This window comes from Rhizobium sp. CFBP 13726, assembly GCF_014841925.1.
Taxonomy (GTDB): Bacteria; Pseudomonadota; Alphaproteobacteria; order Rhizobiales; family Rhizobiaceae; genus Neorhizobium; species Neorhizobium soli.
Genome location: NZ_JACYUU010000005.1, coordinates 279,492 through 304,881, shown reverse-complemented (window position 1 = coordinate 304,881; position 25,390 = coordinate 279,492). Strand labels below are relative to the sequence as shown.

General features: G+C 60.2%; 24 protein-coding genes. 9 read left to right on the top strand and 15 right to left on the bottom strand.

The features are described from left to right. The 11 genes from IFT66_RS20485 to IFT66_RS20435 all read right to left on the bottom strand — a co-directional run bounded on the left by IFT66_RS20485 (position 1) and on the right by IFT66_RS20435 (position 10,955). A complete protein-coding gene (locus IFT66_RS20485) occupies positions 1 to 795 on the bottom strand; it encodes a DUF1194 domain-containing protein (protein WP_192078736.1) in 795 nt (264 codons plus the stop codon). Between the two features lie 103 nt (positions 796 to 898). Further along, positions 899 to 1,075 carry a hypothetical protein gene (locus IFT66_RS20480; protein WP_192078735.1) on the bottom strand — a complete coding sequence of 59 codons (177 nt, stop codon included), beginning with the start codon at positions 1,073 to 1,075 and terminating at the stop codon, positions 899 to 901. A gap of 291 nt (positions 1,076 to 1,366) precedes the next feature. Then, on the bottom strand, positions 1,367 to 2,146 hold the full coding sequence (locus IFT66_RS20475; protein ID WP_062454446.1) for an ABC transporter ATP-binding protein: 780 nt from the start codon (positions 2,144 to 2,146) through the stop codon (positions 1,367 to 1,369). Further along, positions 2,143 to 3,159 (bottom strand): iron chelate uptake ABC transporter family permease subunit, encoded by a 1,017-nt coding sequence (locus IFT66_RS20470; protein WP_192078734.1) that lies wholly within the window; start codon positions 3,157 to 3,159, stop codon positions 2,143 to 2,145. Before IFT66_RS20470 ends, IFT66_RS20475 begins: the two co-directional genes overlap by 4 nt. Then, entirely contained in the window at positions 3,156 to 4,142 is a 987-nt protein-coding gene (locus IFT66_RS20465; protein ID WP_192078733.1) for an iron chelate uptake ABC transporter family permease subunit, read from the bottom strand. The genes IFT66_RS20470 and IFT66_RS20465 overlap by 4 nt, the downstream gene beginning before the upstream one ends. Beyond that, the gene (locus IFT66_RS20460) at positions 4,139 to 5,185 is read right to left on the bottom strand and encodes an iron-siderophore ABC transporter substrate-binding protein (RefSeq protein ID WP_082476207.1); all 1,047 of its coding nucleotides are present in this window, start codon (positions 5,183 to 5,185) and stop codon (positions 4,139 to 4,141) included. The genes IFT66_RS20465 and IFT66_RS20460 overlap by 4 nt, the downstream gene beginning before the upstream one ends. Before the next feature lie 80 nt (positions 5,186 to 5,265). Next, positions 5,266 to 7,371 (bottom strand): TonB-dependent siderophore receptor, encoded by a 2,106-nt coding sequence (locus tag IFT66_RS20455; RefSeq protein WP_192078732.1) that lies wholly within the window; start codon positions 7,369 to 7,371, stop codon positions 5,266 to 5,268. A gap of 293 nt (positions 7,372 to 7,664) precedes the next feature. Continuing rightward, positions 7,665 to 8,129, bottom strand: a complete 465-nt coding sequence (locus IFT66_RS20450; RefSeq protein ID WP_249406523.1) for a GNAT family N-acetyltransferase — start codon at positions 8,127 to 8,129, stop codon at positions 7,665 to 7,667. Between the two features lie 48 nt (positions 8,130 to 8,177). Then, the gene (locus IFT66_RS20445) at positions 8,178 to 8,471 is read right to left on the bottom strand and encodes an Rmf/CrpP family protein (RefSeq protein ID WP_092664492.1); all 294 of its coding nucleotides are present in this window, start codon (positions 8,469 to 8,471) and stop codon (positions 8,178 to 8,180) included. Between the two features lie 73 nt (positions 8,472 to 8,544). After that, on the bottom strand, positions 8,545 to 10,047 hold the full coding sequence (locus IFT66_RS20440; protein WP_192078731.1) for a carnitine 3-dehydrogenase: 1,503 nt from the start codon (positions 10,045 to 10,047) through the stop codon (positions 8,545 to 8,547). Between the two features lie 5 nt (positions 10,048 to 10,052). Further along, positions 10,053 to 10,955: a 3-keto-5-aminohexanoate cleavage protein gene (locus IFT66_RS20435; RefSeq protein WP_192078791.1), complete on the bottom strand. Its 903-nt coding sequence runs from the start codon at positions 10,953 to 10,955 to the stop codon at positions 10,053 to 10,055. Positions 10,956 to 11,062: 107 nt separating this feature from the next. On the opposite strand from IFT66_RS20435, the gene IFT66_RS20430 reads away from it, so the two are divergent. Further along, positions 11,063 to 12,049, top strand: a complete 987-nt coding sequence (locus IFT66_RS20430; protein WP_192078730.1) for a GlxA family transcriptional regulator — start codon at positions 11,063 to 11,065, stop codon at positions 12,047 to 12,049. Here IFT66_RS20430 and IFT66_RS20425 read toward each other — a convergent pair. Together IFT66_RS20425 and IFT66_RS20420 are read right to left on the bottom strand one after the other, a co-directional pair. Next, the gene (locus IFT66_RS20425) at positions 12,033 to 12,191 is read right to left on the bottom strand and encodes a YqaE/Pmp3 family membrane protein (protein ID WP_082471680.1); all 159 of its coding nucleotides are present in this window, start codon (positions 12,189 to 12,191) and stop codon (positions 12,033 to 12,035) included. The genes IFT66_RS20430 and IFT66_RS20425 overlap by 17 nt on opposite strands. A gap of 105 nt (positions 12,192 to 12,296) precedes the next feature. Next, positions 12,297 to 12,797 carry a hypothetical protein gene (locus tag IFT66_RS20420; protein WP_192078729.1) on the bottom strand — a complete coding sequence of 167 codons (501 nt, stop codon included), beginning with the start codon at positions 12,795 to 12,797 and terminating at the stop codon, positions 12,297 to 12,299. A 264-nt stretch (positions 12,798 to 13,061) separates the two neighbouring features. Between IFT66_RS20420 and IFT66_RS20415 the strand changes: the two genes are divergently transcribed. The 5 genes from IFT66_RS20415 to IFT66_RS20395 all read left to right on the top strand — a co-directional run bounded on the left by IFT66_RS20415 (position 13,062) and on the right by IFT66_RS20395 (position 17,654). Continuing rightward, positions 13,062 to 13,841, top strand: a complete 780-nt coding sequence (locus IFT66_RS20415) for an SDR family oxidoreductase (protein WP_192078728.1) — start codon at positions 13,062 to 13,064, stop codon at positions 13,839 to 13,841. Positions 13,842 to 13,908: 67 nt separating this feature from the next. Next, a complete protein-coding gene (locus tag IFT66_RS20410; protein ID WP_113110177.1) occupies positions 13,909 to 14,142 on the top strand; it encodes a hypothetical protein in 234 nt (77 codons plus the stop codon). Between the two features lie 249 nt (positions 14,143 to 14,391). After that, on the top strand, positions 14,392 to 14,847 hold the full coding sequence (locus tag IFT66_RS20405; RefSeq protein WP_062576743.1) for a MarR family winged helix-turn-helix transcriptional regulator: 456 nt from the start codon (positions 14,392 to 14,394) through the stop codon (positions 14,845 to 14,847). Then, positions 14,834 to 16,546 (top strand): MFS transporter, encoded by a 1,713-nt coding sequence (locus IFT66_RS20400; RefSeq protein ID WP_192078727.1) that lies wholly within the window; start codon positions 14,834 to 14,836, stop codon positions 16,544 to 16,546. The genes IFT66_RS20405 and IFT66_RS20400 overlap by 14 nt, the downstream gene beginning before the upstream one ends. 37 nt (positions 16,547 to 16,583) lie before the next feature. Further along, positions 16,584 to 17,654: an HlyD family secretion protein gene (locus IFT66_RS20395; RefSeq protein ID WP_113167453.1), complete on the top strand. Its 1,071-nt coding sequence runs from the start codon at positions 16,584 to 16,586 to the stop codon at positions 17,652 to 17,654. Between the two features lie 109 nt (positions 17,655 to 17,763). Here the strand turns inward: IFT66_RS20395 and IFT66_RS20390 are convergent, their stop codons facing one another. Continuing rightward, positions 17,764 to 18,846, bottom strand: a complete 1,083-nt coding sequence (locus IFT66_RS20390; protein WP_062576737.1) for a glycoside hydrolase family 25 protein — start codon at positions 18,844 to 18,846, stop codon at positions 17,764 to 17,766. Positions 18,847 to 19,156: 310 nt separating this feature from the next. On the opposite strand from IFT66_RS20390, the gene IFT66_RS20385 reads away from it, so the two are divergent. Continuing rightward, the gene (locus IFT66_RS20385) at positions 19,157 to 20,863 is read left to right on the top strand and encodes a glycoside hydrolase family 13 protein (RefSeq protein ID WP_192078726.1); all 1,707 of its coding nucleotides are present in this window, start codon (positions 19,157 to 19,159) and stop codon (positions 20,861 to 20,863) included. A 53-nt stretch (positions 20,864 to 20,916) separates the two neighbouring features. Here the strand turns inward: IFT66_RS20385 and IFT66_RS20380 are convergent, their stop codons facing one another. Further along, positions 20,917 to 23,142, bottom strand: coding sequence for a heavy metal translocating P-type ATPase (locus IFT66_RS20380; RefSeq protein WP_192078725.1), 2,226 nt, complete (start codon positions 23,140 to 23,142; stop codon positions 20,917 to 20,919). A 240-nt stretch (positions 23,143 to 23,382) separates the two neighbouring features. On the opposite strand from IFT66_RS20380, the gene IFT66_RS20375 reads away from it, so the two are divergent. Then, entirely contained in the window at positions 23,383 to 24,423 is a 1,041-nt protein-coding gene (locus tag IFT66_RS20375; protein WP_192078724.1) for an ABC transporter substrate-binding protein, read from the top strand. Positions 24,424 to 24,564: 141 nt separating this feature from the next. Further along, on the top strand, positions 24,565 to 25,389 hold the full coding sequence (locus tag IFT66_RS20370; protein WP_092664465.1) for an ABC transporter permease: 825 nt from the start codon (positions 24,565 to 24,567) through the stop codon (positions 25,387 to 25,389). Position 25,390: the final 1 nt, after the last annotated feature.

Genomic DNA, 25,390 nt, shown 5'->3' with positions numbered 1-25,390 from the left:
CTAACGGTCGAAAATGTCCTGCCACTGTTTCTCGCCCATCATGCAATCGCTCTTGGGCGCCGAAGCAATCTTCATGACTTTCTCCGGTGGCGTGATGCCGCTCACCTCCATCACCAGCTTGCGGCGCACCGCGACTGCGAAATCCTCGATGCGGTGAACCGGGAGAACGAAGGAGCCCGGACCACCCGTCACGCAATCCGAGTAATACTTGTCCAGGCCGCCCGGTGCACCAGACGGTCGCAGCATCAGAGCCAGACCGTTGATGACGATTCCGGCCTCGACCGCCTTGTTCCGTGCAGGCTCAACCGGGTTGCCGGAATTGTTGGGCCCATCGCCCGAGATATCGATGACCTGGCGCATGCCCCTCAGCGGGTTGGAGACGATCATCGTCGCCCCTTGCGTGATCGCCGCGGAAATCGACGTCCGCCTTTGTGTCTCGATCGGACGCGCTGCCAGTTTTTGCGTAAAGACGAGCGCATCCTGCGCATTTTCGATCACGTGCCAGTCGATGACCGACCCCGGCACGACCCCGCCAGCCCATTCGAAATAGCTGATCGCAATGCGGCCGGTCATGCCTGACCTGACCGCATCGAGAAATTCCCTGTGCTGGAGAGCTTCGATATAGCCTTCGCGCTGGATGGCGACCTCTTCGAAATCCATGGAACGGGAGGTATCGACGGCGAGGACGAGTTCGACATCGACCTCGCCGGACGGACCGCCCGCAGTGGCAGGCGATTGTACGACGAGCGTTGCAGCCGAAGACAGGCTGATCAGCATCGCGAGTGTTGCAAGCATCTGCACTCCAATCACTGCGTTTGTACTGGTGAAAACAGTAACACAGGATTGAAAAGCTTCGATGCAGTTGCGCGAACTCGACTTCAACTCTCAGTGATGAGACTCATTCTGCAGGCGTCACCTCCTGCTGGGCGCCTTGTGTGAGCGCTTCGACAAGGCAATCCATGATCGCTTTTCTGAGCGCGTAGGTGCTTGCGCTGGTTCGCTTGCGGTCAAGGCACTGCGCGGCTTCGATCAGGCTCATACCGTGGTGGACGACAATCTGATGGGCCCTGTTCATGGCCCAGTATTCGACTGAAGAACTCTGGTCTTCAAACCTGTGGCTTACTGCGTCCAATGTGGCCTCACTAAATAAATGCATCGTGACGGCGAATCATTTGCTGAGCAGAATCTAGCGCAACAGTATAGATTCGTGAATCCGGCACGGATTTGCTTCGCGGCAATAAACATTCCAAATTCTTAAGCGAAAACAATCACTGTTAGTTTTTATGAATGAGATCTTCCCCGTGATGTGAATATATATCACGTTTATGGCGCGAGGCTTGTCGGCATGCCGCCGGCATCGACCAGTTTACCGCGGGACGACCATCGGTTTTCCCGTCACCGGATCGGCAATGATCATTGATTTCAAACCGAAAGCCGCGTCGAGATTGGCTTCCGTCATGACCTGCTCGGGGCTTCCCACATCCACCAGTCCGTTACTGCCGAGCAACACGAGATGATCGGAAAACCGGACGGCTAGATTGAGATCGTGCAGTACGGCCACAACCGTCGTTCCGTGGTTGCGATTGCGCTCGCGCAGCACGGAAAGCACGTCCATCTGGTGGCTGAGGTCAAGCCATGTCGTCGGCTCATCGAGCAAAAGGTAGGGCGTATCCTGTGCGAGCACGAGCGCGATCCAGGCCCGCTGCCTCTGGCCGCCGGACAGTTCGTCGAGCGGCCTGTCGGCGAGATCGGCAAGGCCGACCTGTGACAACGCCCGTTCGCAGGCGATCGCATCGGTCTCGCTCCAGGGCGCGAGCAGTCCGCGCCAGGGTGTGCGGCCTCGCCGCACCAGATCAGACACACTGATGCCTTCCGGGGCCTTGGATGCCTGCGGCAGGATGGCGAGCCTTCGTGCGAGAGCTCTCGTGTCGATCTTCGCAATATCATCCCCGCCCAGCGTCACAGTGCCGTGCAGCGGCGGGATAAGCCGTGCCAACGCTTTCAGAAGCGTCGATTTTCCGCATCCGTTCGGCCCGAGAATGGTCGTGATCTTGCCGTCCGGCAGAGTGAGCGACAGATCCTGGATCACGATCCGGTCGCGATAGCCAAGGGTCAGGAGTTCGGTTTTCAGCGCCTTGCCTGTCACAGGTCTCCAGTCTCCATTTCACGCGAGAGCAGCCACAGTAGATAGGGCGCTCCCATGATCCCTGTCATCACGCCGACCGGTAGCTGCAGACCCGGCACAAGCGAGCGCGCGACGAGATCCGCGAGTACAGTGATTGTGGCACCTGTGACGGCGGCTGCCGCAAGCCGCGATCCCGGCCTGCTGGCCTTAGTCATCCGCGAGCCGAGCGGCCCGGCCATCAGCGCCACGAACGGCACCGGCCCCGCCACGGCGACACCGGCGCCGGCCAGCAGCACACCCGTGGTGATCAGCAGATATTTCGACCGGCGCACACGCGCGCCGAGACCCGTTGCAAGCTCATCGCCCAGTTCGAGCAGGCCGAGCGAGCGCACCTGAAAGGCCAGCAAAGCAAACAGAACGCCGCCGGTGGCGGAAACCTGAAGCGCATGTCCCCAGTTGCGGGCGGCCAGAGAGCCTGCAAGCCAGCGCTGCGCATCCGCAGCCTCCTGGAGCGGCAGGCGGGTCATCAGGAAGCTGCTTGCAGCAGAACAGAAAAAACCCATCCCGAGGCCGACGAGAATAAGTGTCAGCGCCGCCTGCGTACCGTGCCGCCGGTAAGAAAGTCCCGCAACAATGACAGCCGCAATCAATCCGCCGGCGGCGGCCAGAAATGGCAGCGGCAGGGAAAGGCCGAAGGCGACGCCGCAGATCACCGCAAGGCCAGCGCCTTGCATGAAACCCATCACATCCGGCGCCGCCAGCGGATTGCGCAGCAGGATCTGGAAGATCGTGCCGGACGCACCAAGAACTGCCCCGACACCGACTGCCGTCGCAATTCCCGGGCCTCGCAGGACACGCAGCGTCAGCGCTCCTGGCCCGGTCCCCGTCCATAGACCGGTCCACAGATCCTGCGGTGTCAAAAAGATCTGGCCGAGCATCAGCGATGCGAGAATGGAGGAAAGCAGCAGGCCAACCAGCAGGACAACGCCAGTCCTACCACCACCCCTCGCCCGACCATTGTCGCGCGCCGTCACGATGTCGCTCCGGGACGAAGCCGCCGTGCGATGATGACGAAAGCCGGAGCCCCGATCAGCGCCGTCATGATGCCGACGCGAATTTCCGATGGCGCGAGAAGGATACGCCCGAGCGTATCCGCATAGAGCAGGATCGACGCGCCGATGACAGCGGCCGCCATCAGCTCGAACCGCAGGGTGTGTCCGGCGACGCGCCGTGCGAGTGGCGGGACCAGAAGGCCGATGAAAGCGATGGGGCCCGCGACCGCGACCGCAGCACCCGTCGTCAGCGTAATCGCCACGAGAGCTCCGGCCTGCACGCGCGCCGGTTTCGTGCCCAGCCCGCGGGCAAGCGAAGACCCGAGTGAAAGTGCCTCGATGCGCGGCGCAATCAGGAGAGCCACCCCGATACCGATGGCAGCGGCGCTCCCCATGCCGGCGAGCGGACGCGCGCCAGCCTGTGCCAGCGATCCTGTGATCCAGAAACGGAGAATTTCGAGCGTCTCGTTGCGGGCAAGGACGATGGCCGAGACCAGAGACAGAAGCATCGCATTGAGCGCTGTGCCCGCGAGCGCCAGCCGGACGGGGCCTGCATCGCCGCGTAGTCCGCCGCCCAGCATGAACACGGCGGCGGCGGCGAGTGCTGCGCCCGGAAAGGCCATGGCAGACATCAAGCCACTATCGGACCGCCCTGTCAGCAAAGCCGCAATCACCACTGCGAAGGCGGCACCGGAGTTGACGCCCATGATGCCGGGATCCGCCAGCGGATTACGAGTGAGCGCCTGCATGATCGTGCCGGCGATACCGAGGCCCGCACCGGCGATCAGCGCCGCGACAAGGCGCGGCATTCGGACGGAACCGATGACGATATGGACCGGATTGCTCTCATCATATGCAAAGATTGCCTGGAACACATCGATAGGCGTGACATCGCGCACCCCGACGCCAAGTGTCAGCACCACGGCGAAGAGGAAAATCAGGCCAAGGACGGCGGCTGATTTCACGGGGCAAGCCCGGCGGCAACGCTTGACGGAACCTGTGTCTCGACTTTCCCGTCCAGAGCCAACCCGATCTCCGCTTCGAGCCGCTCGAGCGCGAACGGCAGGGAAAGAACGCTGCCGAAGGTCAACGCTCCGGCCAGAAGCGCTCCGGCCAGAACCTCACGACCCTCGACATGAGCCTTCAGCGTCTTGCGCATCGGCATTGAGACGATGTCCGGCACGGCATCGGACGTGGAGACCCAGATCAGCAGGTCCGCGTCGAGACTGGAAAGATCCTCCGGGGAAAGCCGGGCGTAAAAACCCTCGTTTGTTTCGAGGTTGGCGAGTGCTGGCGGCGGCCTGAAACCCAATTCCTTCAGGAACGTCGCGCGGGTATCGGTGCCGATGAAGGCACCGGTTTCTCCGCCGAAATTGTAGGCGCAGACAGCGGTCTGTTCCGCCCATTGCGGATGCCGTGTCCTGATGTCCGCAAACCTCGACTTGACGCCTTCGATGAGTTCCTCAGCCTTGCCAGTGTTGCCGACCGCGCGACCGATGACGCGGGTCTGGGCGTCCCAGGTGGTGCCATAGGCGAGATCGCCCTTTTCCTGCATCAGGACAGGCGCAATCTGGGATAGGATATCGTATTCGGCCTGCGAGATACCTGATCCGATGCCGATAATCAGGTCCGGTTGGAGCGAAGCGACGATCTCCATTGACACTTCACCCGAGATGACCTGCGGCTGGGCATCTCCCATCAGCGCCTGGGCCCAAGGCCAGACGTTGTAGGGATAGCCTCCGAACCACTGGCGCGTGGCGACAGGGACGACACCCAGCGCCAGGAGAGGATCATGGGTGGAATACCCGAGCGAGACCACACGCCTGGCCGGCTGCGGCAGTACCGTTTCACCGAAGGCATGGACAAAGCGAAGTTCGTCTTGCGCCATCGCGACACCAGGAAGGCCTCCGGTCGCCGCAGCGGCAAACCCCGACGCGATAGCCGTCAGAACCTGTCGTCTCGTGGGTGCAACGATACCGAAGCCGATCGCTGTCTGGCAGATAGGCATCTGTAAACGGTCCTTTCCACAGTCATGTCTTGGTATAATCAGGTTTCACAGTTCGAGTGCCCCATTGAGGCGAAGCCCGGTTACCAAGTGTATTTCAGCGTTGCGAGAACCGTACGGCGATCGCCGTAATAGGCGGTGTTGCTGAAGCCGTCGATCTGGCTGATATATTTCTTATCGAGCAGGTTCGTGACGTTCGCCGAGAGAGCGACGTTGTCGCGGATCTGATATTTCACGGCTGCGTCGAACAGGACCCTCGACGGAACGGGATCCGTGTTGGCGTTATCGGCATAGGAACTGCCGACCAGGCGTCCGCCAACGCCGAGCGTCAGATCGCCGCGCGCGCCGTTGCCGGGAAGCGTGTAGTCGAACCATGCCGACGCCATGTGCTTGGGAACCAGATACGGCCGGTTGCCGACGAGAGTGGGGTCGACATCCTCCTCGATCTCTGCATCCAGGTAGGAATATCCGGCGGTAAAGTTGATCCGATTGGACAGCGCGACCTTGGCTTCCAGTTCGAGACCGCGAACGTTGATCTTTCCGACCTGGTACTGTGCCGAATAGTCCGGTGCCCATTGTGCAACATTGGTCTGCGTCAGGTCGAACAGTGCCGCCGTGAAGAGCGCATCGATGCCGGTCGGCTCATACTTGATGCCAATTTCGTACTGCCTGCCTTCCTGCGGTTTAGGGGTGCCGATGAAGTAGCTGCGATTGGCCGCAACCGGAAGGAAGGATTCCGAGTAGTTGGCGTAGACAGAGACTTCGCTTGTGGCCTTGTACGTCACACCGGCGCGCTTGGAGAAATTCTCGTCGACCGCGTCGTAGTAGGTTCCGTAGGAGGTGTTTTCTGTCTCGGCGTGATCATAACGACCGCCAACAGTGAAGATCAGCCGATCGTCGTAGGTCAGCTCTTCCTGAATATAGAGACCCTTGGTCGTGAGATCGGACTCGGACGCAACGCCGGCACCGAATGACACGCAGCTTCGACCGCAGTATACCGGATTGCGGATATCGCCGATGCCGAGTGCAGTACCGTCAAACCGCATTTCCTCGTTGCTGTCGCGGCCGTAGTCGAAGCCGAGCAGCGTCCGGCTGTCGAAGGCACCAAAGCTCGCCTCGTATTGCAGCTGGTTGTCGATGTGGAAACGCGTGGATTCGCCGTAGACTGCAAGAGCGTTCCGGCTCGTGGCTGGATCAGCCGAATTGTAGACACTCTCGTAGGTGACATCGAGTTTGGTGTACCTGGCGTTCTGGCGGAACTCGAGACCATTGCCGAAATCGTGGCGGAACTGGTAACCGATATTCTTCTCGATTACGTCCATGTTGTCGAAATCTTGCTCGCCGAGATAGGTCTCGGAATCGATGCCGGAGCCGAGCGGAATGCCGTGAGACGTGCTGCCGTCACGCTTGTTGTAGTCCATCAGAAGCGTGAAGGACGTATCCGCGGTCGGAGACCAGGTCAGCGCCGGCGCGACGTAGATGCGATCGTCCTCGGTCTCGTCGATCCCTGCGTCGGCATTCTGCCACTTGCCGGTCAAACGATAGCTCCAGATACCGTCTGCATCCAGCGGGCCGCCGAAATCGGTTCCAGTCTCGACATGACCGTCGCCGAGTGTCGTGTAGACTTCGCCGAATTTCTCGTCCTGCGGAAGCTTGGTCACCGCATTGACGATACCACCCGGTCCCGACAGTCCGAACAGAGACGAGTTGGAACCCTTCAGCACTTCGATGCGCTGCATCGCATAGGGTTCGATACGGTTGGTCGTAAAATCGCCACCCGTGTACATCGGGAGACCGTCGCGATAGGTCGCGTTGCCGGTCGAGTAGAACCCGCGGATCAGATAGTGATCGTAGCGATTGTCGGAGCCGTAGATGTCGGTCGAAACACCCGGCGTGTAGGCCAGAGCCTCGTCGAGCGTCGTGACGCCGCGCTTTTCCAGTTCTTCTTCCGTCACGACGGAAACCGAAGCGGGCGCGTCGAGCAGAGGGGTATCGGTCTTGCTGCTGGAACGGGAAGCCTTGGCAACGATCGTCGCATCGGGACCCACTCCATTGCCACCGCTTTCGAGCACAATCGGGGCGAGCGTTGTGCCGGTGGCATCAGCTGTCTGTGCAAGAGACTGCAGCGGCAGCAGGATTGCCACACTGGAAAGAAGCGCTATCCGTTGGGCGCTTACCCGGCGCCCCATCGAAATCCGTGAAAAACGATTGATTTGAAAAGGTCTTGACCGAAACGCCACGCGAAATTCCCCTCGTACTAAAATTCCTGCCACGACGCCCCGCCGCTTCAGACCAAGCGGAAAGGAAATCATGATTATTTTGATCAGGAATTATCGGGAGGGCTTTTGCAAGTCAACGGCTGAACTCTTTTGCTCAAAGCAAGAGTTGCCCGGAACGGGAAAGCGGGGTCAAACTGTGGCAGGAATGTCATAGCGAGGGTGCTGGCTCTCCGTGTTTCCTGGATAGGACGGCGCTTTCTAAGCTAGCTCCGTTCAGCCAGCGCGTTCAGTTTCGCACCCTCGAGACGGTAGAAGATGTGGGTTTCCTTCCGCTCGCCGCCGAGGTCGTCGTAGAACTTCAAAAGCCGCTGGTTCGTGCGCGCCGCCGTCCAATCGACGCGGCCAAACTTCCGTTCGACGGCAATCGCTGCAAGCCGCTGCATCAGTTTGATACCAACCTCTTGGCCCCGCTCGGAAGCTGACACGAAAAGCTCTTTGAGGAACAGGCCCGGCACCAGGCCGGGACCGGGAAAGATCGAAGCGAAGGCGGCAAAGCCGATCACGCGGCTGGTTCCGGCGACGATGATCTCGGTATTGAGCGGCCGGTTGAGAATCCCCGCGACGATTGCGTCCCGCGGAGGGCAGAACACGCCGTAATAGTCCTGCATTTCCTCGAGCAGTCCCGCAAGTTCATCGGTGTCCCCGGCGCTAAACGGACGAATCTGCATGATTTTTGCCTTATTGCGATACGTGTGATCGTCCGGCAGAAAAATCAATCAGCTCGGATCCTGATATCCTTCCAGCCAAAGTGCGCGACGGTCAAGATCATCCGTGTAAGGGCAGGTGTCCAGCGTGTTGCCGCTTGCCGCGGACCTCCGGCCTTCTTTCAGGATGATCAGCCGTTCCGAATCCGTCAGTGTATCAGGCTGGACTGCGGTGCTGTCGATGGCTACTTCCACCCGCACCCCCTGTCCACGCAACGCATCGATCGAAGAGACGGCATCCTGCGCCGTTGCGAAACTTTCCCGAATGATCTGATCGCCTCGGACGGCCCTTAACTCGTAGGTCATGGCGCATCTCTCCTTGTTGTCAGAAACAGAGGAGATGCGGTTATTGTTCCGGCCGCCTAACGCTTCCGCTGAGCTAATTTTTCTGCCCGACTGAGCGGCCTGCCCCGTCCGGGAACGTTAGCTTGGCATGCGCCTGCGCAATCGGCGCAAGCTTTGCCATCACTTCCGGAGGAGCGGCAACGGATTTGCCGGCGCTTGCATCCACATGCAGCATCATCTGCTCTGCCGTCGCGATGATGCCGTCAGTCTTCGAGTCGTGAATGGTCGAGAAAAATCGGACGCGCTTTTCGTCGACGGAAAGGATCTGCAGTGTGGCGTAGATCGCCTGGCCGAGCTTTGCCTCGCCCAGATGCCGGATATGCGTCTCGACCGTGTAATAGCTGTGGCCCGCCTCGACATACGCGAAGTCGACGCCGATCAGGCGCAGCAGGGCATCGGACGTGTCGCCGAACACCTGGAGGTATCGGTGCTCCGTCATGTGGCCATTGTAATCGACCCAGGCGGCGTTGACCTTGGTATCGACCAGCCGCAGGGGAGCCGAGGTGTCGACGGACAGGCTTGTCCCCTTGCCGTTTCCGCCACCTTCGGACCAAAGATGCGTCTCGAACTCGGACAGGATTTTGCCCGCGCCCCAGCCCTTGCCGCCGTCGCCGGCCTTCAGCGCCTGCATGATGCCGACGAGGTTTTCATCCCGGATCCGCTCCAGATCACGGATGCCATAAGCGCCGGACTGGGCATCCGATTGGGCTGCGATCTTGTCGACCAGAGCGTCGTCGAGATCGACCACGTCGGTCAGCTTGGTCCAGGGCCAGGCGAGGCAGGGGCCAAACTGCGCCAGAAAATGCCGCATGCCCGCTTCGCCACCCGCAATGCGGTAGGTTTCGAACAGTCCCATCTGCGCCCAGCGCATGCCGAAGGAATAGCGGATCACATCGTCGAGTGTCTCGGTATCGCAAATATCGTCATGGATCAGCCACAGCGCCTCGCGCCAGAAGGCTTCCAGCAGACGGTCGCCGACAAAGGCTTCGATCTCCTTCTTGAGGATCACGCCCTTCATGCCAATCGGCGCCAGCCGCTCGCGGGCGAGAAGCAGGGTCTCCGGGCTTGTGCGTTCGCCGCCGACCAGTTCGGCCAGCGGCAGGAGGTAGACAGGGTTGTAGGGATGCGCGACGAACATACGCTCGGGATGCCGCATGTCGCGCTGCAGTTGCGTCGGCATCAGTCCTGAAGTGGACGATCCGATCAGCGCCTTCGGATCGGCGGCCGCATCGATTTTCGTCAGCACGCCACGCTTCAGGTCCAGCCGTTCCGGGACGCTTTCCTGGATCCAGTCGGCGCCTGCGACCGCCTCCTCAAGCGTCGCGCAGAACGTGAGTTTTCCCCGAGGCGGCAGCGGCGCCATGGTAAGCATGCCATAGGCGCGCTCCGCATTGGCAACCACTTCCGTGACGATGCGCTCGGCATCGGGGTGCGGATCGAAGATGGAAACGTCGATGCCGCCAAGCAGGAAACGCGCGGCCCAGGCGCCACCGATGACACCGCCGCCGATACAGGCTGCCTTCTTGATCTTGCTCATGCCGGTCACCTTTTCTGCAGCTTGAGTTTTTCGCGCACCTCGGCCGGGCCGATGATCTTTGCGCCCATGCCCTCGATCACACCGACCGCTTTTTCGACGAGCTGCGCATTGGTCGCGAGTTGCCCCTTGCTGGCATAGAGATTGTCTTCAAGACCGACCCGCACATTGCCGCCGGCCAGCACCGCTGCCGCCGGATAGGCAAGCGCGTTGCGGCCGATCGAGAAGGCCGAGAACGTCCAGGTTTTCGGAACGTTGTTGACCATGGCCATGAACGTGTTCAGGTCGTCGGGCGCGCCCCACGGAATGCCCATGCAGAGCTGGATCAGCACCGGATCCTCGATCAGGCCTTCCTCGACGAGCTGCTTGGCGAACCACAGATGGCCGGTATCGAAAGCCTCGATCTCGGGACGGACGCCGAGCGCCGTCATCTGCCTTGCCATTTCGCGCAGCATCGACGGCGTGTTGGTCATGACGTAATCGCCGAGCGAGAAATTCATGGTGCCGCAGTCGAGCGTGCAGATCTCCGGCAGGCACTCCGCCACATGCGCCACACGCTCGGTCGCGCCGGCCATGTCGGTTCCATCAGGATTGACCGGGAACGGCGCTTCGACATTGCCGAACACGAGATCGCCGCCCATGCCGGCGGTCAGATTAAGGACCACATCGACATCGGCCGAGCGGATGCGATCGGTCACTTCCCGGTAGAGGTCGATATTGCGGGCCGCGGCACCGGTTTCCGGGTTGCGCACATGGCAGTGAACCACTGCGGCTCCCGCCTTCGCCGCGTCTATCGCAGAATCGGCGACCTGCTTCGGCGTGATCGGCACGTGTGACGATCGTGATGTCGTATCTCCGGCACCCGTCACGGCGCAGGTTATGAAAACCTCGCGGTTCATCTCAAGCGGCATCATATGCTCCTTCTGATCGAGCGTATTACGACCGAGAGGCAGATGGAATGCTTTGCATTATCGGAGCCATTTCATACACTATCGGCAATCAGCACGGATTACGGTGAATGAGCCAAAAGGCCCCCAGTCAGCACTTCGATATCCTTCTTCTGCCAGAGACCAACCTCATACTTCTGGCGTCTGTGATCGAACCGTTGCGGGCTGCAAATCGCATTGCCGGGGGCGACCTCTATCGCTGGACACTGCATTCTCCTGATGGAACGCCGGTCGACACGACATGCGGAATACCGATCGCGGTGGCTGGCGCGTTTCGACCGGCAAGGGAAACGGACCCGCTGTTCGTCTTGTCGAGTTATGACTGGAAGAAAAGCGTTACGAACGACCTTAAGGCGCAGCTTGCTCGCACAGCGAGACATCGAAGCCTGATCGCGGGTATTGAGACCGGAACCTTCGTGCTGGCCGAGGCTGGCCTGCTGAACGGGTCGCGTGCAACCATCCACTGGGAGGATCTGGAGGCCTTTTCGCTGGTTTATCCGGAGGTCGAGCTTGTTCGAGACCGCTTCGTGATCGACAGCAAGCGCATTACGACAGGCGGACCGGTTCCGACGCTCGACCTGATGCTGGAACTGATCCGCAGGGCCCATGGCCATACGCTGGCGCTCGAAGTGTCCAGGCTGTTTCTCTATGAATACGGTCACCGCCTAGGCCGCGAGCATGGTTCAGCCGTCACTTCCGTCAGACAGGGACGCGACGCCAGAGTTCAGGCGGCGGTGCGATTGATGGAGGAGACTGTCGATGCTCCCTTGGTTCTCACCAGGCTCGCAAAGCGCGTAGGTGTAAGCGCCCGGCATCTTCAAGACATGTTCCAGACAACGATGGGTGTGGGACCACACACTCATTATATAGCCCTGCGTCTGAACGCAGCCCGACGAAAGGTCATCGAGACCTCAGGGACAATCGCCGACATAGCCGCCGAGACCGGTTTCAACTCGGCTTCCGCCTTATCGCGCAGCTACAGGGCGCAGTATCGCGAAAGTCCGAGTGAGACGCGACGGCGCGTCAAGCGCCGCGATCCTGTTATTTCTTCAGGATGACCCACAGCGCGTGCACGATACCCGGAAGAAAGCCGCACAGGGTGAGGAGGATGTTCAGCCAGAAGTGGAGGCCGAGGCCGACCTGTAGGAACACGCCGAGCGGCGGCAGGAGGAAGGCAAAAAGGATGCGGATGATGTCCAAAATTATCTCTCCGAATGATCAATGGCGCAAGACAACGTGCAGCGCAGCGAAAAGTTCATTTCCCCGCTCTGCGGTCGAGGTGCGTGGCGAGGCGCTTTCGAGCGCCTACCGGTTTAAATTGATGCTGCTGGTTACGACCGTCTTGCCCGTGCTCGGATCCTTGTCGACTGTCTGCAGACGCAGGCTGCCAGCACCGCGCGATTCGATTGTCATATTGGCAGTCCGATCGCCGTTGATGACACGTGCCCAACGGACGGACAGATTGATCCGGTTGCCGGATTGTCTTCCCGAAAGGGTCGAAGGCTGACCGGAAGGGCCGGTATAGGTGCCGCGGTAGCCATTGCCGCTTTCCTGAAGTGTGGCGGATATTTTGCGCTGGACGACCAGCAGGCCGCGGCAGGTGCCGTCCATCGAAAACGCCGTGCGCCCACCCGACATATCGAATTTGCACGTCACGTTGATCGGCTTTGCGCCGATGCGCGTCACGACGGTGCCGACGCCGGTCCAACTGCCCTTGAGCGTGGGAAGAAAGGAAGACTCCTGTGCCGATACGGGCAAGCTGAGAAGGCTGGCGATGCAGGCGATGATCGGGCGGCGAAAGCGCATGGGTTGGCTCCATCTGAGATTGCTACCCAACGTCGCAAACGCGTTTGGAGTTCCCCCCTCCAAAGCAGGATCCGGCGGAGCCTGAACGAGAACTGTGACGGGCTCGAATGCGGGACGCTGCCCTTGATCCTGGAGCTCCTGTTAAGAGACGCCGGCGACCGGGGTCTCTCCATGCGGTCACTTTTGACGTCCGGATTGGGAACCACGATTTACGTTTGCCGTTTGCCCTTCGCTGATTTTCGCGTCGCAGCAAGGAATGTGCTCATGGAATTGAAAACGCAGGTCGCACTGGTCACTGGCGCCGGATCTGGAATTGGCAAGGCGGCAGCGCTCAAGCTGGCCCAATCGGGAGCCAGAATCGGGCTTCTCGGCCATACGCGCAGCGAACTGGAAGAGACGGCTGACGAAATCACGGCCGGAGGCGGCGACGCCCTCGTGCTGGATGCCGACGTTGCGGACGAAGCCGCAATGAGAGCAGCGGTTGATCATCTGGTCGAAGCCTATGGCCAACTGGACATCGTTGTGATCAACGCCGGTATCAATGGCGTCTGGGCCCCGATCGACGACATGAAACCGGACGAGTGGGACACCACGATCCGCGTCAACCTGCGCGGCACCTACCTATCCTTTCACGTCACCGTGCCGCATCTCAAGAAACAGGGTGGGTCGGTCGTTGTAATCTCCTCGATCAACGGCAACCGCACGTTCACAACGCCGGGCGCTACCGCCTATTCGGCCACCAAGGCTGCCCAGGTTGCGATGGTGCAGCAACTGGCACTCGAACTTGGCAAGCACAGGATCCGCGTGAATGCGATCTGCCCGGGATCGATCGGGACAAGCATCAACGACAATACAAGCCTTCGCGGCAAGGACGAAACGGCTGTCCCTGTCGTTTTCCCGGCAGGTGAAATTCCGATCACCGGAGGAAAGGCAGGCGAAAGTGAGGATGTTGCTGACGTCGTGCTGTTTCTCGCGTCCAATCGCTCCCGTCACATCACTGGAACGCCGATCTTCGTCGACGGCGGGCAAAGCCTTCTTCGCTAAGATGTAAAGGCGTGGAACCAGTCGATGACATTCGCGTTACTGTCCGCCATCAAGGAGGGCAGGAAACGTGAAGAATTTTATTATCGCAGCCGCTATTGCTATTACATCGACTGTATCATTTGTACCTTTTGCACAGGCTCAGAGCGTTACGATCGTTACCGACGACCGCCGTGGACCGCCGCCGCCGCGCATGATGCGCGAACGTGACCGTCATCATCAGCGCCGCGGTTGCGTCGTGAAGAAGGTCAAGACGATGCGTCACGGTGCCGTGATCATCAAGGAAACGAAGGTTTGCCGCTAACACCAAGTGCTGGCCGCAGGTTTTCTGCGATACAGCGATAAGTCCTGCCGCGCTTCCCAAGAGCGCGGCATTTTCTATGGAATAGGCACGTCAGTATGGGAGCGGACACTCCGGACCCATGCAGCAGAACGGGGTCCGCATTGCGATAATGGCGTTGCTGAAGCCGGCAGACAGGGCGATCCCGACCTTGAACCGGAATAGTACGCATGCTAACTAATGGTCATCATAAACTTAGCACACTAACCTTTTATGGATCAGGATCTCGCAAGCTCTGATTTTCTGGAATCGCTTACCAAGGTAAGCCGGAAAATCCGCACGGCGTTCAATCAGCAGGTCACCGCCCACGGCCTGACCTATCCGCGCGCCCGTGCGTTGTTTCGGCTGACTAAAAAGCAGAGCATGACACAGACCGAGCTTGCGTTTGAGCTTGAGCTCGAGCAGGCGACACTGGTCCGGCTGCTTGACCGCATGGAACAGAACGGCCTGATCGAGCGCAGGCCCGATCCCGGCGACCGACGCGCGAAACTGATCTCGCTGACGTCCCACGGCAAGGAGCAGGCAGACTTCGTGCGCTCCCTCGCGGACCAGATCCGGAAACAGATTTTTGCAGGCCTCGACCACGACGATATCCGCCGTGCCAACGACCTCCTGGACGCGATCGGCACCAATCTTGCCGATCTGGAGAGCTTCAATGTCATCACGTGACACAACAGTCGTGAGAGACGACGTCGAAAATTCAGATGCGAGCCCCGATGCGGGGCGATCGGCCGCCTCAGCTGTGCAGGATGCGGCCCCTGCCGTTGCGCCGCCTGTAGCCCCCCCGGCTTTCGTTCCGAAACCGCTTCCGATTGCACTCCTCTATGCATTCGCGTCAATTGCCGCGGCGGTCATGCAAGGCCTGGGCACAAGTCTGATTTCGGCCAACCTCCAGCAGATCGCTGGCCCGATGGAAGCGACCCAGACCGAAGCGTCCTGGCTGGTGGCCGCCTATCTGTTTCCCAACGCCAGCCTTGGTCTGTTCCTGTTCAAGGTCCGCACGCAATACGGTATCCGCAACTTCTGCGAAATCGCCATTATCCCTTACGTGATCATCAGCCTGGCACATCTGTGGGTGAACGATCTCAGCGTTGCCATTGCCCTCCGGTTTTTTGCGGGAGCCGCGGCCGCGCCTGTCTCCTCCATCGCAATTCTCTACATGCTGGAGATCTTTCCGCCGGAGAAGAAGCTGAATATCGGTATCTGTCTGGCGCTGATCGGTCTGCTTCTGGCAACGCCGATTGCCGGTCTCGTGTCGCCATCGCTGCTCGACGAGCGCGACCTTCAGGGCCTCTACCTTCTGGAACTGGGCCTCGCACTGATCGTGTTCGGCCTTGTGTTCCTGCTGCCACTCACCTCGCCTCCAAGAGCCAAGGTGATCGCGCCGCTCGACTTTGTCAGTTATGCACTTCTGGCCACCAGCATGGGATGCCTTGCCGTCGTCTTCACCATGGGCCGCCTGTATTGGTGGTTGGAAGCGGACTGGCTCGGCTGGCTGCTTGTCGTCGCGATCGTCACCGGCGTTCTGATGACGATCATCGAACTCAACCGCAAGACAAACCTGATCGACGTGCGCTGGATCACCTCGCGCGAGATCATCCATTTTGCAGGCGTTCTCCTGGTCTTCCGCATGCTTTTGACCGAGCAATCCACAGGCGCGATCAACTTCTTCAAACAGCTCGGGCTGTTCAACGAACAGATGGCTGGGCTCTACTGGGCGATCCTGATTGCCAGCGTGATTTCAGGCCTCGTCTGCGCGCTTGTGATGAAGCCCGGCCGTGAAGGCTTCATCCACCTCGTCGCGTTGATCCTGATTGCGGCGGGATGCTACATGGACAGCCAATCCACGGTCCTGACCCGTCCCGAACAGATGTATGTCAGCCAGGCCATGATCGCTTTCGGAAGCGGTCTGTTTCTACCGCCGGCCATGGCGGTGGGTTTTGCCGCCGCGCTGAAGAAGGGCCTGACCTACGTCATCAGCTTTATCGCCGTCTTCCTGTTTACCCAGAAGGTCGGCGCGTTCCTCGGCAGCGGCTTGTTCGGCACCTTTGTCACCTGGCGCGAGCAATATCACTCGTCGATCCTGACATCCCGACTTCTGCCCACCGATCCGATGGTGACGGCGAGAATCCAGCAGTATGTCGGCGCCTACGCGCGGTCGACATCCGATCTGACCCAGCGCACGATCCAGGGCACCACGACCTTCGCCAAGGCCGTTCAGCAACAAGCCTATGTGCTCGCCTATAACGACGCCTTCTACGTGACTTTCCTGATCGCAATCGGCGCGATCGTGATGCTTGTATGCCATCTCGCGTGGACCCACCGCGATCGGCTCATACCGCATGCTTCTGCCTCCACGCAGGCCTGACCGTCAATTCGATACACTTTAGAAAAAGAACAGAGCTATGAACGCTGCCTTCAGATCCATTTCCACATACGTCGCGCTCATCGTCGGGATCGTCGGCGTGTTTATCGTGCTTTACGCCTGGAACCTGCCCCCCTTCCACGGCACGGTCGAGACCACGAACGATGCCTATGTCCGCGGACAGGTGACGTTGCTCAGTCCGCAACTGGCGGGCGTCATCGTCGACGTGCCGGTGCAGGACTACCAGAAGGTCAAGAAGGGCGATCTGATCGTCAAGATCGATGACCGCATCTATGCCCAGAAGCTCGAACAGGCAGAGGCGCAACTCGCCACCGCTGAAGCTTCGCTCGACAATTCCGAGCAAAGCCGCAAATCGGCGGAGGCCAATATCGTCTCGGCAAAGGCCGGCATCGAAAGTGCGCAGGCAGCACTGAACGCGGCCAAGCTGACCTATGAGCGCACCGAGACTTTGCTCAAAAACAACGTCACCACCCAAAGCGAGTCGGAGAAGAACCGCGCCGCCTATGACCAGGCGCAGGCGAGCCTCCACCAGGCACAGGCGACCGAACTGGTGGCTGAACAGGACCTCAACACGATCGTCGTCAGTCGTCGTTCGCTGGAAGCGAGCGTCGGAAGCGCCAAGGCCGCGGTCGAACTCACGCGGATCGACCTGCAAAACACCAGGATCATCGCACCGCAGGACGGAACCCTTGGAGAGGTGACCGGCCGTATCGGTCAATATGTTTCCGTTGGCACACAGGTCGCTTCGCTCGTGCCCAATCACGTTTGGGTGGTCGCAAACTTCAAGGAAACCCAGCTGGAGAACATGACCGTCGGCCAGCGCGTGACATTCACGGTCGATGCTCTGGGTCATCAGGCGTTCACGGGAACGATCGAGCGTTTCGCCCCGGCGACAGGCTCGGAATTCTCCGTGATCAAATCCGACAACGCGACCGGCAACTTCACCAAGGTCGCTCAGCGTATTCCGGTGCGCATTGCCATCGATACCGATCAGGCCCTGACGGACCGCCTTGTGCCCGGCATGTCCGTCGTGGCCAAGATCGATATCGCTCAGGAGGGTGCCGCAGCTGCGGAGGTAGAGACGCGCTAAGCCGAAGTGGCGATGGCGTCAGCGGAACCTGCATATCCCGGATAGCAAAACGCCCCGCATCAGACGCTGACGCGGGGCGCTCGCCGATTATCGTCTGAAGTCGATCCCCTCAGTTGCGGGCGACCCAGTCATGCCAATCACCCTCGCCGCCGCGGAAGACGTTGAGATCGATCTTACCCTCGACGCCCTGCGAGAGGCCGGATCCGGAATACTGCCAGAACACCCATCTGCGATCGGGATAGACCACCGACGGATGCTGAGCGACCGCGCGCAGCCAGAATGGGTAGTTGAGGAATTCGCCGCGCAGGTTGTCCTTGTAGAAATCCGGCGCCGTGTAGATCACCGGCCGCTTGCCGTAATGACGCTCCAGCATGTCCATGAAGACCTGCATCTTTTCGAGCACCTTGGCGCGCGATAGACGCATTTTGCAGCTCGACTCGCCGTTATATTCGACGTCGATCACAGGCGGCAGCGCGTCGGGATCTTTCGGAACATTGCGGATGAACCATTCGGCCTGGTCGCTCGCAACGCGGCACCAGTAGAAGAAGTGGTAGGCGCCACGCTTGACGCCGGCCTCCTTGGCCTTGCGCCAGTTGGTCTTGAACATCGGATCCAGATGATCGCCGCCGTCGGTCGCCTTGATATAGGCAAAGTTGGCGCCCTGCGTCCGCAGCTTTGCCCAATCGATATCGCCCTGCCAGCGAGAAACGTCGACGCCGTGAACGGACATCTTTCGTGGCGAGACCTTGCCGAAATTGATCGGTTTGGCATCGCGGAAGCTGTGGCTGTAGATCCGCGAGCGGCCACCCGGCGAAACCCCGAGGCCTGGCCTCATGTCGGGCAGGGAAACCGGAGTGAGCGCCGATACGGGCCGCTGAGCCGGCATCGGCATGCCGACGGTGGTGACCATCGGATTGCCTGGCGCTTCGACCGAAGGACCCGGCGCGATGTTGCGGAACGCCGGCGACTGCGGCACAGGCCCGCCCCACGCCAATGGCTTTTGCGGTGGTGACGGAATGCCGGCCGTCGTCCCGACGTCGACAGCGGGAACCAGCGGAGCCGTTCTTGCAGCCAGACGGGACGTCTTTGCAGACCCGGATGAAGCGGGCACAGCGGATTCCAGATCGCTGCTGGAGGTACATCCAGTCGCAGCGAGGGCCAGAACGAGCAGTGATACAGCCGTAAGACGCATAAGGAACCCGTACTCGATACAAAACGGAATCCGTGCAGCAGACGATCAGCGCCGCACGTTTACTAACGGGACCTTACCGGGAAATACTGAATGCAATCTTTACGGAGGTGCTCCAAGCCCTGCAGGATGACGTCTAGAGAGGCGAAATCGATAACACTTCAGTCACGAGGTCGTCAGGTGAGCGCAATGAGCCCGCGAAGGGCACCACACGATCGGTCAGGCAGTCTTGATTTAATCCTGAATACGCTCGTTTGGAACTCTCCATGCGGCGTTGGCGTTCGGTTGTCGAATATATCTCAAGGAGACGTGGATGGACCAGTTACGGGATCAGCTCGAGGATCAGCTGGCAGCACTTGTCCAGGAAGCGGCGCCACCCCTCGAACGGCAGTGGTGGCATAGCTCGACCGTCTACCAGATCTATCCGCGCAGCTTCTGCGATCTGAACGGTGACGGCATCGGCGATATTCCGGGCATTATCTCGAAACTGGATTATATCGCGTCCCTCGGCATCGACGTCATATGGCTCTCCCCGATCTTCAAATCGCCGATGGATGACAACGGTTACGACATATCGGACTATCGCGATATCGCGCCGGAATTCGGAACGCTTGCCGATTTCGATCTGCTGGTTGCCGAGGCTCGGCGCCGGGGCATCGGCATCCTGCTCGATCTGGTTGTCAATCACACGTCCGACGAACACCCGTGGTTTCAGAACTCACGAGCCTCTCTCGACAATCCGTTTCGTGACTTCTACGTCTGGCGCAAGCCGGGTCCTGACGGCGGACCGCCCAACGATCTCCAGTCGACATTCGGCGGCCCCGCCTGGACGCTCGACGAGACGACCGGCGAATACTACCTGCATCTCTTCTCGCGCCGCCAGCCCGATCTGAACTGGGAAAACCCGAAGGTCCGTGCCGAAGTTCATGAAATGATGAACTGGTGGCTGGAACGCGGCATTTCCGGTTTCCGGATGGATGTCATCGACTATATCGGCAAACAGGTGGACCAGGGCGTGGTGACCGACGGTGCGCACCTGCACGAATATCTGCAGGCGATGAACCGCGAGACCTTCGGTGGCCGCAACGTCCTGACCGTCGGCGAGGCGTGGAGTGCCACACCTGCATCGGCACTTCTCTATTCCGGTCGCGAGCGGCAGGAACTCTCGATGGTGTTCCAGTTCGAACACGTGACCCGCCAATGGGATGAAACCTACGGCAAATGGCAGCCGAAAACCTTCGACCTCGTCGAACTGAAGTCGGTGCTGAGCAAATGGCAGAACGCGCTGGCCGACGATGGCTGGAATTCCCTGTTCTGGGGCAATCATGACCTGCCGCGTGCCGTTTCTAAATATGGTGACGCTACGGGCTATCCCGTCGAATCCGCCAAGATGCTGGCGACGGTCCTGCATCTGCTGAAAGGCACGCCGTTCATCTATCAGGGCGAGGAAATCGGCATGACCAACATGCCGTTTAGCGCGATCGAGCAGTACCGCGATATCGAGACGCTCAACATGTATCAGCTGCATGTGGATGCCGGCCGTTCGCCTGAGGATTTCATCATGGGCGCCAACGCGAACGGCCGCGACAACGCCCGCACGCCGATGCAGTGGAACAGCGCAGCTTATGGCGGTTTTTCCACCGTAGAACCCTGGATCGGCGTCAATCCGAACTATGCGTCGATCAATGCGGACGTGGCGATGAGCGACGAGCGTTCGGTCTGGAACCATTACCGCCAGCTGATTGCCTTGCGGAAATCCCATCCGGTCATCGTCTACGGCAAATACCAGTCGTGGCTCGACGACAATCCCGACGTCTTTGTCTACACCCGCAAACTGGACAGGGACCTGCTGGTCGTCATCGGCAGTTTTTCAGCCCGCGAGGTAAGTCTGGATCTGCCGGAAGAGCTGCGCGTATCCGGCAGTTGCCTCATCTCCAACGAACAGCCGATCGAAGCGCTCTCGGAGACGATCGTTCTCAAGCCGTATGAAGCCTTCGCCATCCTGCACCGGATGCCATGACGAAAAGTTTTCAGTCTTAGAGAGCCCTGCGCCCGGAGGCGTAGGGCTCTCATCTACTTCCGCAACAGCCTCAGCGCATTGATCGTGACCAGCACGGTTGCGCCGGTGTCGGCGAGGATCGCCGGCCAGAGCCCGGTTATGCCGATCACCGTCGTCACCAGAAACACCGCCTTCAGACCGAGCGCGATGGTGATGTTCTGATGGATGTTGCGCATCGTCTTCTTCGACAGGGCAATCATTGCTGCGATATCGGCCACCCGGCCATGCAGCACAGCGGCGTCGGCGGTTTCGAGCGCAACATCCGTGCCGCCGCCCATGGCGATGCCGACATCTGCCGCCGCCAAGGCCGGTGCGTCGTTGATCCCGTCCCCGACCTTGCCGACGACGAAACCGTCACGCTTCAGTTCGCCGACGATACGGCTCTTGTCTTCCGGGAGCAGGTCAGCGCGGACCTCGATCCCCAGCTCCTGCCCGATTGCAACTGCCGTGCGCGCATTGTCGCCGGTCAGCATGACCGTTTTCACGCCCGCTTCGGTAAGAGCCAGAAGCCCAGCCTTGGCATCGGCGCGCGGCTCGTCGCGCATGGCGATCGCACCGGCGAGCACGCTGCCGACGATCAGCACGGAGACGGTTTTGCCCTCGTCGTTGAGCGCTGCGACCCGGCGGCTGTGCGCCATCGACATCGACACCCGCTCGGCGGCAGCCTTGGGAGAGCCGAAGAAGACGTCCTGTCCCTCGACCTCTGCTGTCAAACCTTTTCCGCCGAGCGCCTTGCCATCACTCGACTGCGGAATGACAACTTCGTCTTCTTCAGCTTTCGCGAGGATGGCCTTTGCAAGTGGATGGCTGGAGCCGATTTCCAGCGCGGCCGCAAACCGCAGCACTTCATCGGCACTGTGGCCGAAAGCAATGACATCGGTGACCTGCGGCCGTCCCTCGGTCAGCGTGCCGGTCTTGTCGAGGGCAACAACGGTCAGCTTTCCGAGTGTCTCAAGCACCGCACCGCCCTTGATCAGGAGGCCACGGCGGGCACCGGATGAAAGCGACGCAGCGATCGCCGCAGGCGTCGAGATGACAAGTGCGCAGGGGCAACCGATCAGCAGGATGGCAAGACCCTTGTAGATCCATTCGTTCCAGTCACCACCGGCAATGAGCGGCGGCAGGATGGCGACCAGAGCGGCAACGGCAACGACGCCGGGCGTATAGTAGCGCGAGAAGCGGTCGATGAAGCGTTCAGTCGGCGCCTTCTTTTCCTGTGCCTCCTCGACGAGGCGAACGACGCGGGCAATCGTGTTATCTTCGGCAGCAGCGGTGACACGCACCCGAAGCGCGCCATCGGTGTTGATGGTGCCGGCAAACACGACATCGTCGACGCCCTTGGCAACCGGCGTGCTTTCGCCCGTCACGGGCGCCTGGTCCACTGCGCTCTGGCCTGACATGATGACGCCATCGGCGGATATCCGGTCGCCGGGCCTGACCAGGATAATCGACCCGATCGCAAGGCTTTCGGCCGGTACAGTTCGCGTCTGGCCGCCTTCCTCCAAAAGTGCTTCCTTCGGCACCAGAGCGGAGAGGCTCCTGATGCTGTCGCGTGCCTTTCCGGCGGCAACGCCTTCCAGTAATTCGCCAACGAGAAACAGGAAGACGACGGCCGCCGCTTCTTCCGACGCATCGATCACCACCGCGCCGACAGCGGCGATCGTCATCAGCATTTCGATCGCGAACGGCGTGCCGGCCAGCGCTGCCATGATCGCGCGCCGCGCGATCGGCACCAGACCGATCAGCATCGCGGCGGTGAAGATATAGGTCTCGTAAGCGGGAAACAGGTGGCCGAGCCCATAGGCAACTCCAAATGCCAGGCCGGCCATAATGGTCAGTCGGCCCTTGGCAGATTTCCACCATGGGCCCTCCATCGGGCCGTGGTCATGGCCGTGCAGGCCTTCAGTGGCGGCTGTGTCCCGCTCATGATGGGAATGCTCATGCTTGCTTCCATGATCGTGATCATGATGGTCGCCGTGATCCGCAACGGGGATGACCAGCTCGGCCGAGCGGTTTCGCTGCGAAAGCTGTCTCAGCGGATAACCGAGACCGGAAACACGCTTTTCGACGGCGCTAAGATCGACGCTGTCATTGTGGCTGACCGTCATCGTGCCCGCGGCAACCGATACCGAAACATCCTCGACGCCGGGCATGCGGCGCACAGCCGTATCGATCTTGGTGGCGCAGCTGGCGCAGTCCATACCGCCAACCTTGTATCGCGCCTGATTTACTGCCGTCATCGTGCTGGTTCCCTGCCGTTCGTCTCAGATCACCTCTTGTGTCTACAACCTCTAGCCACTAGAGCTGCAAGAGGGAAAACGCCCACACGTGCGTTCTTATTGCAGTGCATATCCACATGGATATTGCGCGTGCACAATTATTGAGCTTGCGGGGAAAGCGATGAAAAAATACTGTCGTTCTACGCTCGGCGCTGTCCGAGCAGCCAATTCAACACCGATTGTTCGACAAAGGATCGCCTCATGAAGGCTCATCGCCTCACCAAGTTTGCAGCGCTTGCAATGCTTGCCACGTTTTCCAGCGTCGCCTCGGCCAGTGCCCAGACGAAGACCTTCACCATTTCCTGGTGGGGCTATAACGGCGACAAGATGAAGGCCAACATCATCGAGCCCTTCAAGAAGATCTGCGGCTGCGACATCGTGTTTGAAACCGGCAACAATGCCGACCGCTTGAACAAGCTGAAGCTGCGCGACGGCAAGGGCGTGGACGTGATCTACCTCTCGGACAGCTTCTCCCAGCTCGGCGTCGCACAGGGCCTGTTTCAGGAAGTCGATGCATCCAAGATCCCGAACCTTTCGGAAATCTACGAACTCGGCCGCAACCCGCAGGGCAAGTATGGTCCGGCCTACACGATCGGCCGCGTCGGTCTCGTCTATGACAGCGCCAAGGTCGATCCGGCAATCACATCCTGGGCCGATCTCTGGCGCGCCGACATGAAGAGCTCGGTCTCGTTGCCGGGCATCACCACCACGGCCGGCCCGATGGTCGTGTTGCAGGCCGGCAAGCATGCGGGCGTCGATGCCTACGAGGATTCCGAAAAGGCCTTCGAAGCGATCAGCGAACTGAAGCCGAATGTGGTCAAGAACTACAATACGGGTTCCGAACTGGTGAACCTGATTTCGACCGGCGAGGTGCGCGTTGCCCTGGCGCAGGATTTCACGCTTGCTTCGATGCAGGCAGCCGTCAAGACGATGACCTGGGCGACACTGAAGGAAGGCGATATCGCCACCCTCAACATGGTCAACATTCCCAAGGGCTCCGAAAATGTCGAGCTGGCGCACCAGTTCATCAACTTCGTTCTGTCGAAGGAAGTTCAGCAGAAGGAAGCCGAACAGGGCGTCGATGCGCCGATCAACAGCAAGGTCGAGCTTTCGCCGGAACAGGCCAAGATGTGGACCTATGGCGCAGACCAGGTCTCGAAGCTGGGCCGCATCGATTACGCCAAGCTGAACGACGCCAAGACCGACTGGATCGACCAGTGGAACGAGGTTTTCGGCCAGTAATCTCAGTCACAGACGACGAGCCCTCTCCTCGATCCAAGGAGAGGGCTTTTCCTGATCCGGGCGGGGATTGCGGAGCACATCCGCTGCCGGAACGCCGGTGCCTAAAAGGCGCAGGGCAGCCCGGAATTTGAAAGAACAGACATGAAGCGTTTTGCCAAATGGGGGCTGACGATGCCGGCGACGATTGCTGTCGTCGTCGCTCTCGTTATTCCGGTTCTCTTGACCATCGCCACCACGTTTGGTGAGCCGAAAGGCGCCTTTTCGACCTACACCGCCTTCTTCAACAGCGGCTTCCGCACCAATATCCTCTACCGTACGCTGCGTATCGCCCTGATCACCACCGCGATCTCGCTGGTCATCGGCTTTCTGACGGCTTACGTGATCGCCCGCATGCCGGGGCGGCTGAAGTCTGTCGCCATCATCGCTGCGGTTTTCCCGCTTCTGACCGGCGTCGTGGTTCGCTCATTTGCCTGGCTGATCATCCTCGGCAAGAACGGCATCGTCAACGACACGCTCATGTCGCTCGGCATCATCTCTGAGCCGCTGTCCATGCTCTATACCGAGGGATCGGTGATCGTTGCGATGGTCTATCTGTTCGTGCCGCTGATGATCCTCACCCTGACCGGTGTGCTCGAGGGCATTCCACGCGAAGTGGTCGAAGCCTCAACCTCTCTGGGTGCCACGCCGATCGCCACATTCTTCCAGGTCATCCTGCCGCTTGCCGTGCCGGGCCTCATCGTCGGCGCGGTCCTCGTCTTTACCGGCAGCTTCACCTCCTACGCGACGCCGCAGCTGCTGGGCGGCGAGCAGATGATGATGATGGGAACGCTGCTCTATCAGCGCGCCATGGTCACCTTCGACTGGGTGGGTGCGTCCACCATCGCAGCGATCATGGTGGTCATCACCATCGCCGTGGTGACGATCATGAGCCGCATGGCGCGGCGCCTCAACCCGATGGCGGTATGAC